Below are 10439 nucleotides of genomic sequence, written 5' to 3' on the forward strand. Positions count from 1 at the left end.
CTATGAAGTCCTGAAAGATCCCAAGAAAAGAGCTGAATATGATCAATATAGGAAATATAAAGAATTCAATCCTAAAAGTCATGGATTTACTGGGCACAGAGCTCAAGAACAACCATTCCAAGAATTTCATTTTGATAGCGATTTTTTCGAAAGCTTATTTGGGCATTCCCGCTATCAACAACAACCGATAGCAGGCCAGAATTATCATGGCAAAATTACTATCACTTTGGAAGAGGCTTATCATGGAGCAGTTAAAAATTTACAAGTTCCTATTGATCAAGGAGCTGAGACAAAAATACAGACTCTGAAAGTTAAAATTCCAGCGGGAGTAAAATCAGGACAACAAATTCGATTAGCTGGGCAGGGTGGCAATGGCATTGCAGGGGGACCACGTGGCGATCTTTATTTAACAGTGGAAGTAATAAAGCACCCTCTATTTGATGTTATGGAGAGTGACATTTACCTCACACTCCCAATTACCCCGTGGGAAGCAGCACTGGGAGCTACTATCACCGTACCCACTTTGGCAGGTAAAATTGATTTAAAAATACCTCCAGGTTCGCAAGGTGGCCAAAAGCTCAGAATCAAAAATCGGGGTTTACCTGGACCTACTCCCGGTAATCAATACGTATTATTAAAAATTATTACCCCGCCAGCACAAACTGAGGAAGCAAGAGCTTTATATAAAAAAATGGCAGAAATAATGCCCTATAATCCTCGTGAAGCAATAGGAGTATAAGCATGGATAAAGACAATCTTTTAATAGGCGTGCTTATTAAAGAAACAACAAAATTTTCCTTTGGTGAGGTCTGCAAAAAATATAATATCCCAGAAGAGTTATTTAGCGAAATGGTCGAACAAGGTTTGTTTCCAGATCAGCCTACCGATCCGAAAAAAATTGCACTGGATCAAAAAGATCTCCACCGTCTTGAATCCGCTTACCGGTTGCATAGAGATTTAGGAATTAATTTACCTGGCATTACCTTGGTACTTGATTTACTGGATGAAATGGAACGAATGCGTCGTGAACTTGAAATTTTAAAAAAACATTTTTGACTCCTAGGTAGGAACTTGTTGATGAGAATTCTTAGAATTCGCAAATAACAAGTTCTAAGAATCCTTAGGTCGATAATCAGGTATCTCTTTAAAACGATACCCTTTTATTGTTCTGAAGAAAGCAATAATGTATTGGAAATCCTTTTTAATATCCCCAGATGTCCAAAAAGGCTCATGTATCCTTATTTCTTTAGTTGAATAATCAGGGCCAATCATTACAATAGGGATACCTGCCTGTTGGGCAATATGATAGAACCCTTCTTTCCATCTGATTACAGGGCTTCGTGTTCCCTCAGGAGCCAGCGCTAATTCTAATTCCTCTTTTTCACGAAACAACTCTACTATCTTTTCTACTACATTTCCTTTTTTTGAACGGTCAACAGGAATCCCTCCAACAGCTCGCAAAAAATTACCTAAAGGGAAAAAAAATAGCTGATGTTTCGCTAAAAACTTAACTTTAACACCCACAATAAAGCGAGCACATAAACAAATCACAAAATCCCAATTACTGGTATGGGGTGCCACAATCACAACGTATTTCTTTTGATTTGGCAATTTGCCAACTATCTTCCAACCTATTAATTTAAAAATAAACCGACATATTTTTTGCATGACAAAAATCCATTTTTGTTCTTCGGCATATCCGAAAGTATCGAGGTACATTATACTTGATATTAATAATACCACATAATTTCAATAACTTATCATACCTAACCTTCACTGATTAATGCCATGATTCGGATGCCATTCGCTTAGATTAGGCTATGTTTATATATAAGTTCGGACGAAAGAATTTATTTGATATAATCCTTAACAACCTTCTTTTCAGATGAACCACTCCATGCTATACCATGATCCGTTAATTTCTGAGCATACCTTAAACTGGGTTAGGAAATTCATTATAGAATACTCCATTTGTCCTTTCGCAAAAGGGCCTATCAATAAAGGCACATTAAGAGTCATAATTTCCAATGCTAAAAAACAAAATTCAGCGCTTAAAGATTTAATGACCGAAATTCAATTCCTAGAAAAAAACCCGGCTATTGAAACGACTCTGCTTGTCTTTTCTCATGCCCATAAGGACTTTTTTTCCTATCTGGATTTTATAGATATTGCCGAGCAATTAATTCAGAGTTTAGGTTATGAAGGAGTTTTTCAACTCGCTACTTTTCATCCAGATTACTATTTTGCCGATGCTTCTCCAGATGAGATCTCCAATTATACGAATCGTTCCCCCTACCCCATGATCCACTTATTAAGGAGGATAGTCTAGATAAAGCTATTGCTGTTTACGGTGATACTTACTCCATACCAGAAAAAAATATAGCAACTATGAAAAAACTTGGTTTCGAGAAAATTAAAAAATTATTAGCTTCTCTTGAAAACCAATCTGAAGTTTAAAAACAAAGAATGCAGTTAATTTTCCAAATACGTACGCTAAACAGGCCGAGTTAGATACCCATACTCGCTAAATTACTAGCCGGTGGAATTAAATGCTCACGCAACTGGCTTAGCTCAGAGGTTCTTATTTGATCAAGTCGGATAAGAGACGCCAAATCAGTTGGTAAGCCAGACAAGACCGCCAAGCCACCAAGAAAACCAGGCCCTTGCCCATTAGTCATCTCCCATCGTTGACGTATTAATATAAACTGGAAACCAAGCCCATAATCTGATGATTCCAGTGGGAACCAAGACTCCTCACGATGTGTTTTGGAATTGTAAAATGTTAAAATTCGGATCAATGTTTCCTCATTAAATGCAGATCCTGGGTCAAACGAGCCCGGGCGACAATACTCCTGTGCCACATGGGCAGGAACATCACGTTGGGCTTTTCCAATAGCCAGCCAGGCATTGTCTATTACATCATAATCGTAAGTATCGAGCCAATTACTGTGATTGTTAATATAATATTGTAGCGCCTCTATTAATGGGGTTAATTCAAAATGGGCTGAATGATGAGTTTCTCCATGTTGTTGATATTCCAAGCCTATTTTTTTTCCTGCCGCATCAACATGCTCCATCTCATCAATATGTGCTAACATTTGTGATTTGGTTTCTTCATCCATATACCGTTCCAACATACGGCACATATGAGTATCTTTAGCCCAATAAGCGTATTCATAGGCAGTACAATGAAACGTTCGGCCGGAATAATCGGTGAAAACACCTGGAGTTCTAAGGAAAACCTGTGTATTAGCAGGTGAAGCCGTTAATCGAGCTTCAGCCTCATCTTGTTTTCCTTTGGCGACATCATGTAACCATTGACGAATTTGAAACATAGGGTAGATACGATAACAATCCTCTTTGACACTTTCAGGCAACAGCACAAATTGATCATTATTAATTCGATTTATCAAAATTTCTGGCTCTATATCTATTTCTGAAGCAATCCATTCATTTTTATGTGGGATTTCTGCGGTATGTTTTGCAAAATCGGTGCGAATACCAGCAAAGTAATTTTGATTAGGTACGGCAGGATCAACAATTTCCGCAAAATTCACGCAAATACACCCTTGATGAGTAGCAAACTTTGCAAATTCCCTTGTAGCATCCATATCCAGAATCATAAAATCATCCATATGAGGATTTTCTTTAGTAGCAGTGATGGTTTGATAGGCTCTGGCAAATTTTTGTTTTATTGTATTAATGTCTTCTGAATTTAAGGGACTGGATAATTCAAATAATTCTGCATTGGCATTAAAAAAATTACAAATTGCTCTTTCCACATCATTCCCAGCACTTAATCCCTGAGATACCACATCAACTAATCCCTGGCTTAAAGCACGATCTTTATCCAGGATAACTCCAAAATTTTGGGTACTCATGCCTTTCGCTTTGCAATAAACGTTCAGATTTGCTAAAAAAAATTGCGTAAGAATTGATAAACGTTCTGTCCTCTCATCTACAGGGGTAGCTGTTGGAATACTATAAAAAGGCGGCGTTGGAATACTGCCCCATACATCAAGCGCACAAGCACCCAACAGAGCATCAATATAATCTTGTGGTGTTGCGTCGTCTTCAAAACCCATAAGGGTATCAATAGATTCCTTAGTTATCAGTGTGGTATCCGTTCGCTTTGTAAAATCAATAGATAACCCAAACAGAGCCAAACTTTGTTCACCTAAGACACGCTGGATATCTTCAAATGTTGGCGACTTAGGTAAAGCATGCAAGACAACATTTGTTAATATAGTACGTGGTGCATTTATCGCAACTGTAATATTAGGAAACATTCTGTACATAATATTATACAACTGAGATAAAGGATTACCTTCATCATCATTTCCCCGTTCGATATTAAATGTCGGATTAATTACAGTAGATTGTATGTCCTGTTCAAAAGGCCTTAATTGAATACTATATAAATTAGATGGTCTTGCTAGAAGTTTACCTACTTCCTTACCATAGCTATATTGCATGGCTTTGACCGCTTCAATATAAATTTCTATTTGGGCTAAGCGATCTTGCTTCATTACTCGCTGCGGATTTCCATCTTCAAGTAAAAGAATATCAATTTCCAATGCATTCTTATATGCATTTAATGTGTTAAGTGCTTCACCATCAAAAAAACCTTTTAATTCCACTGTGGCTTTACAAGTATTATCTGTACTGATTTCTTGCCCACCTACAATAGGTACCATTAAATGAATTTTATTCGTCTCCTGATTAATATGGATATATCTGGAGGATCTTGGCTCTACTAATAGAATGATCATATTGGTATCAATCTAATTTAATTGATGAATTATAACTCATTTAGATTAAGTTAAGATTATTTACTATGCAATTTGAGGCAATTAGGTAGCCTATTGCATCAAATTGCATATCTTAGCCGTTTGTCTTCTCATCCGTGAAGATTTCAGTTTAACAGCAATGAAAACTAAATAAAATTATAAATTATGTCTCTATATGGTACTATTTTAAGCAGTCATCGTTGTGATAAGCAAAGCGACGACTACTTAAAATCATACCGTATGGAGAAATTATGTACTAAAATTATTATATGGAACATATTATAAATGGTGCATTATGAATACTCAGGACCCAGCACTTTCTATGTCAAACCCACGTTTATTAGCAGCAATATATTTTGGTTTGTTATCGGTAGCAGGAACTATATTGATCAATGCGTTTCTCACCTCCATAGGGATTGAAGAAATCATACCAGTATATCAATCTGTAATTCTGGGAATGATCGTAGCGTCTAGTACCGGAGCTATTTTTGGAGAAGCCATTGTTCATTGCAAAAAGCCTTACAAAGTGAAAACATTTTGGTTAGGATTTAGCATGGTCATTGCCTCTTTACCTGTTTTTGATCTTGGGGTTGTTTTTCTGATGAAAGAGGATTATGCCAAGATATTTGAAGCAACCACTCTGACTGGATTTGTAGTATTCTATCTTATTGTTCTGGCTTATAGTTATATATTATTTGGCATTCTCCTGGCTGTTGCATCTGGCCTTGCGGCTATGTATTTAAGAGGGCAATTAGTATACGATATCTTACATACAAAAACCCGACGTCGACGTAAGCACAAAGATGCCTTGGCAGAAAGCGAATCAGAACACCACCCCCATAAGATTCATCGGTGAGCCAAGTTCAACCGATATTCACAATCTATTGTCCCAAGGTGCAGTTGTCATTACTCCTAACAATAGACTCAGCGGAGCTGTCCTTAAAAATTATTTTACTTATTGTTCAAAAAAAACCGTAATAAAACCAAACTGCTTGCCTCTTAACACATTTCTTGTTAAAGCTTATGAGCATCTTAAGTTTCAAGAACCAACCCTCGAACTGCCTATATTATTTAATTCGACACAATGCCAACAGTTATGGAGAAAATTAATCAAATCCCATCCTACCATTATTTATACGGAAGGCTTGCTTAAAGCAGTATTAGGAGCGTGGGAATATTGCGAACAATGGCAAATTAATCTGGAAGATCCAATCTTTCACTACACCCCTCAAACACAGCAATTTCAGCAATGGTGGCAAATTTTTAATAAACAACTACAGAAAATACCTGCTGTCCATGAACATCAATTAATATCTTGTTTGATCGATGCCAATTATCAAGGATTTGCAAGAACGATTGTTTGGATGTGTTTTGATGATTTTAATCCACAACAGCTTGCCCTTCAGCATTATTTAAATGCCCAAGGGATTGCCCAATATCGTTATGATTTAAGAGAAAATCACGCGATCCCAACAGTTTTTGCTGCTAAAGACGATAAAGAAGAATATCAACAATTAATAGTCTGGCTAGAAAAAAAACTCCACCAAGGTAAAAAGCAAATTGGGGTTGTTGTTCCCAACTTGGAACAAGAGTCGCATAGCTTGCTGCGGGCATTACTTTCTTATTTTGACTCAGATTTATTTAATATTTCCTTAGGCCAACCATTAAGTGCCTATCCTTTGATCGCTCATGCGCTAGTCTGGTTAAGCCTGGATAACGATCTTTTAAGCAATCACGAGGCTACATTATTACTCCAGTCCCCTTATCTTGGTAAAGCAAAAGAAGAATTTCTACAAAGATCACACTATCTACAGGAAAGTAAACTATTACAAAATTACTCCTTCTCAACAAAATTATTTATTGAAAACATTGTCCATCCAATACCTAAACTTGCTGGCTTGTTAAAAAACATGAATTCTTATCCTGAAAAAGCTACCGTTGATGAGTGGATTGCTTTATTTCAGGAACGTTTGAATATTTTGGGTTTTCCTGGAGATTACGGTTTAAATTCCGAAAATTACCAGTGCTTTAACCGCTTTGCCATGATTTTTGATGAATTCAGACAATTAAATCGAGTTAGTAACCATTTCACTAAAGCAGAAGCATTGGAAACTTTAAAATTACTCACTGGTAATACTATCTTCCAAGCGCAAAAAAACGATTCACCAATTCAAATTTTAGGACTATTAGAAGCGTCAGGTTGTGAATTCGATAGCCTTTGGGTCATGGGGTTAACTGATCAGTGCTTACCACAAAAAACGCGTTTATCTCCATTTATTCCTTCCCAGCTACAACGTGAACTTCGTATGCCTCACAGCCTCCCTTCTAGAGAACTACAATTTGCCAGACAAATTTTGCAAAGATTACAGCGAGGCAGTCCCGAAACCGTTTTTAGTTATTCTCAATTTCAGGAAGATACTCCTAATTTGCCATGCGCCTTAATCACCCATTATCCGGCTTATAACCCACTTCCTGTATCTAGCGAAGTAAATCACCAAACCTGTTTGATCGAGTTTGAAGAACACTATCAAGTCCCACTAATACCCAATGAAGCTATTTCTGGCGGTACCAGTCTATTAGCCAATCAAGCCAAGTGCCCTTTTAAAGCATTTGCAGAACATAGGCTTAAAGCCAAACCTTCACCAACGACTTTTGACGGCATGGATGAAAAAGAAAAAGGCCAATTAATTCATAAAGTTTTGGAATTGCTCTGGCAAACTTTAGGAAATCAAGGACAATTACTTAAACTAAATTCTGCTGAACTGGAGCAATGTATTGATCAAGCGATTCAAAATTCTTTAAAGCCGCTTAAACAAACTCATCCTCAAATTTTTTCTGATTTCATTGCTATGGTCGAACAAACCAGATTAAAACGCATTATTTTGTCTTACCTGGAATGGGAAAAACAACGCCCCCCTTTTTCAATTGCAGCCTTGGAAGAAAATCATTCCATTCATTTAGCTGGGCTTGACTTTAAAGTTCGAGTGGATAGACTGGATCAGGTAGGATCTCAAAAATGGATCATAGATTATAAAAGTACTCTTCCCAATAGCAAACCATGGAATGAAGAAAGGCCTATGGAGCCTCAATTATTACTCTATGCTCTGCTTGATGAACAGATTAACACCTTATTATTAATTCAATTAAAAACAGGTAAAATAAAAGTAAGCGGTTTTAGCGATGAAAAATTAGAAAGTAAAGAAATAAATACTTTAAAAGAGAGTGAATCGTGGGAAGAATATAGGCAAACCTGGTTAGAACAACTAAGCCATCTGGCTGAAGAAATTAAAAATGGTCACTGTCTGCCCCTTCCCCAAAATCTGACTATCTGCCAACAGTGTGATTTTCTAAATTTATGTCGTAAAAAATGAATGGGATATTATGCATCACTTAATCCTTGGATATGGCTATTGTGGTTATTACCTGGCGCAAGAACTCCTTAAACGTCAACAACAAGTAACTGCAGTATCACGACAGTTAAAAAAAGACTGGGAACTCCCAAATTTGCATCACATAATGCATGATCTCCAATATCCGTTCCATTGGCACAACCCCAATTCAATTATCTATTACCTAATTCCCCCCCCATCCCAAAGTAACCAAGATATTCTTTTAAACCAATTTTTAAAACAAAGCTCATTAAATGCAAAAAAAATTATTTATTTTGGATCAAGTGGCGTATATGGGGACCATCAAGGGGCGTGGTGGACGAATCATCAACCTGCCATATTAGTTCCCCACGTCAACAAAGACGATTAGACGCAGAGCAACAATGGATAACCTATAGCAAACAGCACCATATGGAACTCTCACTATTACGTATCGCCGGTATTTATGGGCCCAACAAAATTCCTATAGAAGCTGCCCAGTTAAAAACCCCTGTTATTGATCCTAGAGAAGCACCATATACTAACCATATTTACGTCATAGATTTGGTTTTCATTGCCTATCTCCTTAGCCAAATACACACTAAATTATCTGTTTATAATGTTGCAGATGGTATTCCAATGCTCATGGGAGAGTTGCAACAGACTGTTGCAAAAATAATAAAAATCGCACCTGCCCCTTATGAATCGTATGCCCAAGCTTGGGAAAGAAGCAGTTCTATAAAAAGAGAATTTATACAAGCATCCAAACGACTTAATATAGACCGACTAAAAAATAGATTAGGCAAAAAGATAGAATTTACCCCCTTATTTGACGCAATAAAACAATGCTTATGATTTTCTATTCATACGCTAAGTTAAAAATTTAAAAGCCGCAACCTAGGCTCTCTAACTTAATAGTAGAAGTCTGCTTACTAAAAAATTATTCCATTAAAAAACAAAATAAATAAACGGTTTTACGGGTGAAAACATGAATATTAACACCGTAAAAATTGAAAGAGAATAGAGCCATTTTTTAATCCAGAATGGCTGGAGAGCAGATAATATCCTGGTTTCGATCGATTTAAAAGTTGGCCCTATAAAGCATAGCGCCACCAAGCCTACCAGATAAAACAATGAATCAGTATAGGCTGAACTACGCTGATTTAAGATAAATTCTTGCGCAAATCCCTGAAGATCATACATTTTGCACAGTATAGTGAACGCTTGATCGAATGAAGTGGATCTGAAAATTACCCAACCTATGACTACTAATAAATAAGTCGTTAGAATTGAGCCAATTCTTATTATTTCATTTTCTACTTTTGAAACTTTTTTAGAATGAGAACTGAAAAGATGGAAGATTGCTAATAAACCACCATGGTAAATCCCCCAAATAGCGTAATTCCAGGAAGCACCATGCCATAATCCTGCAATAAACATGGTAATTAATAAATTATTCATCGTTTGGTATAAGTGACCTCTATTTCCCCCCAAAGGAATATACAAATAATCTCTGATCCATAAAGACAAAGTCATATGCCAACGCTGCCAGAATTCGCTAATGTTACGGGCATTATAAGGGTGATTAAAATTCACTGGTAATTTAATATTAAAAAATAGCGATACACCTCTTGCAATATGAGTATATCCAAGAAAATCGAAATAAATCTGAACAGTGAATGCAATACTGGCTAACCAAGATTCAAGATGTGTTATGGTTTGATACTTGCCAAATAATGGATCGGCTATAGAAGCCATAGAATCTGCTATAACTAATTTGAAAATAAAACCATAAAGCAATAATTGAAATCCCTCCTTTAACCGAGAAGTATCAGGTAATTCAATTTTATCTTCATATTGAGTATGCAATTCTTTATAACGAACAATTGGCCCAGAAATTAAGTGGGGGAAATACATAATATAAAAATTATAATTTAACCAACTAATTGCCGGCTTTTCGCCCCTATAAATATCCACAATATAACTTATTGCCTCAAAAGTATAAAAAGAGACGCCGAGGGGTAGAATAATATGCATTGGATTGAATAAAAGATGAGTCGCTCCCAAACTAAATCCAATGGCGTCAATGCTGGAAATAAAAAAATTCATATACTTAAAATAAACCAGCATGGAACAGTTAATAACAATAGATAAGGTCAGATAGATTTTCTTTACTACTTGGGAATGGCTTATATAGATTTTTTTACCAAGGTAGTAATCCACTGATGTTGAAAATAAAATAATACTGATTAAAGAAACACTCCAAGTACCATAAAAAAAA

General features: G+C 36.4%; 9 protein-coding genes and 1 pseudogene. 7 read left to right on the top strand and 3 right to left on the bottom strand.

Going from position 1 to position 10439, the window contains the following annotated elements; all coding sequences use genetic code 11:
- Together OK13_RS12635 and OK13_RS12640 are read left to right on the top strand one after the other, a co-directional pair.
- Positions 1–739, top strand: a 739-nt coding sequence (locus tag OK13_RS12635) for a DnaJ C-terminal domain-containing protein (protein ID WP_035891329.1), incomplete at its 5' end; no start/stop codon positions are given.
- A gap of 2 nt (positions 740–741) precedes the next feature.
- Positions 742–1056 carry a chaperone modulator CbpM gene (locus OK13_RS12640; RefSeq protein ID WP_035891333.1) on the top strand — a complete coding sequence of 105 codons (315 nt, stop codon included), beginning with the start codon at positions 742–744 and terminating at the stop codon, positions 1054–1056.
- Between the two features lie 54 nt (positions 1057–1110).
- Here OK13_RS12640 and OK13_RS12645 read toward each other — a convergent pair whose 3' ends face one another.
- The gene (locus OK13_RS12645; RefSeq protein ID WP_035891334.1) at positions 1111–1668 is read right to left on the bottom strand and encodes a lysophospholipid acyltransferase family protein; all 558 of its coding nucleotides are present in this window, start codon (positions 1666–1668) and stop codon (positions 1111–1113) included.
- Between the two features lie 217 nt (positions 1669–1885).
- Between OK13_RS12645 and OK13_RS12650 the strand changes: the two are divergent.
- A pseudogene (locus tag OK13_RS12650) lies at positions 1886–2457 on the top strand (DUF1415 domain-containing protein).
- Positions 2458–2507: 50 nt separating this feature from the next.
- On the opposite strand, the gene OK13_RS12655 reads toward OK13_RS12650, so the two are convergent.
- Positions 2508–4772 (bottom strand): hypothetical protein, encoded by a 2265-nt coding sequence (locus OK13_RS12655; RefSeq protein ID WP_035891335.1) that lies wholly within the window; start codon positions 4770–4772, stop codon positions 2508–2510.
- Positions 4773–5085: 313 nt separating this feature from the next.
- Here OK13_RS12655 and OK13_RS12660 point away from each other — a divergent pair, with 313 nt between their 5' ends.
- From OK13_RS12660 to OK13_RS15555, 4 genes are read left to right on the top strand one after another with little or no spacing between them, the layout of a single operon-like run.
- Positions 5086–5646, top strand: a complete 561-nt coding sequence (locus tag OK13_RS12660) for a hypothetical protein (RefSeq protein ID WP_035891336.1) — start codon at positions 5086–5088, stop codon at positions 5644–5646.
- Positions 5594–8161, top strand: a complete 2568-nt coding sequence (locus OK13_RS12665; RefSeq protein WP_052117687.1) for a PD-(D/E)XK nuclease family protein — start codon at positions 5594–5596, stop codon at positions 8159–8161. The genes OK13_RS12660 and OK13_RS12665 overlap by 53 nt, the downstream gene beginning before the upstream one ends.
- A gap of 10 nt (positions 8162–8171) precedes the next feature.
- Positions 8172–8549 carry a Rossmann-fold NAD(P)-binding domain-containing protein gene (locus OK13_RS15550; protein ID WP_241480568.1) on the top strand — a complete coding sequence of 126 codons (378 nt, stop codon included), beginning with the start codon at positions 8172–8174 and terminating at the stop codon, positions 8547–8549.
- Complete coding sequence (locus OK13_RS15555) at positions 8495–9013, top strand: Rossmann-fold NAD(P)-binding domain-containing protein (RefSeq protein WP_241480569.1); 519 nt, start codon at positions 8495–8497, stop codon at positions 9011–9013. The genes OK13_RS15550 and OK13_RS15555 overlap by 55 nt, the downstream gene beginning before the upstream one ends.
- A 93-nt stretch (positions 9014–9106) precedes the next feature.
- Here the strand turns inward: OK13_RS15555 and OK13_RS12675 are convergent.
- A partial coding sequence (locus tag OK13_RS12675) for an MBOAT family O-acyltransferase (RefSeq protein WP_035891341.1) occupies positions 9107–10439 on the bottom strand: 1333 nt, incomplete at its 5' end.

Source organism: Legionella norrlandica (assembly GCF_000770585.1).
GTDB lineage: Bacteria > Pseudomonadota > Gammaproteobacteria > Legionellales > Legionellaceae > Legionella > Legionella norrlandica.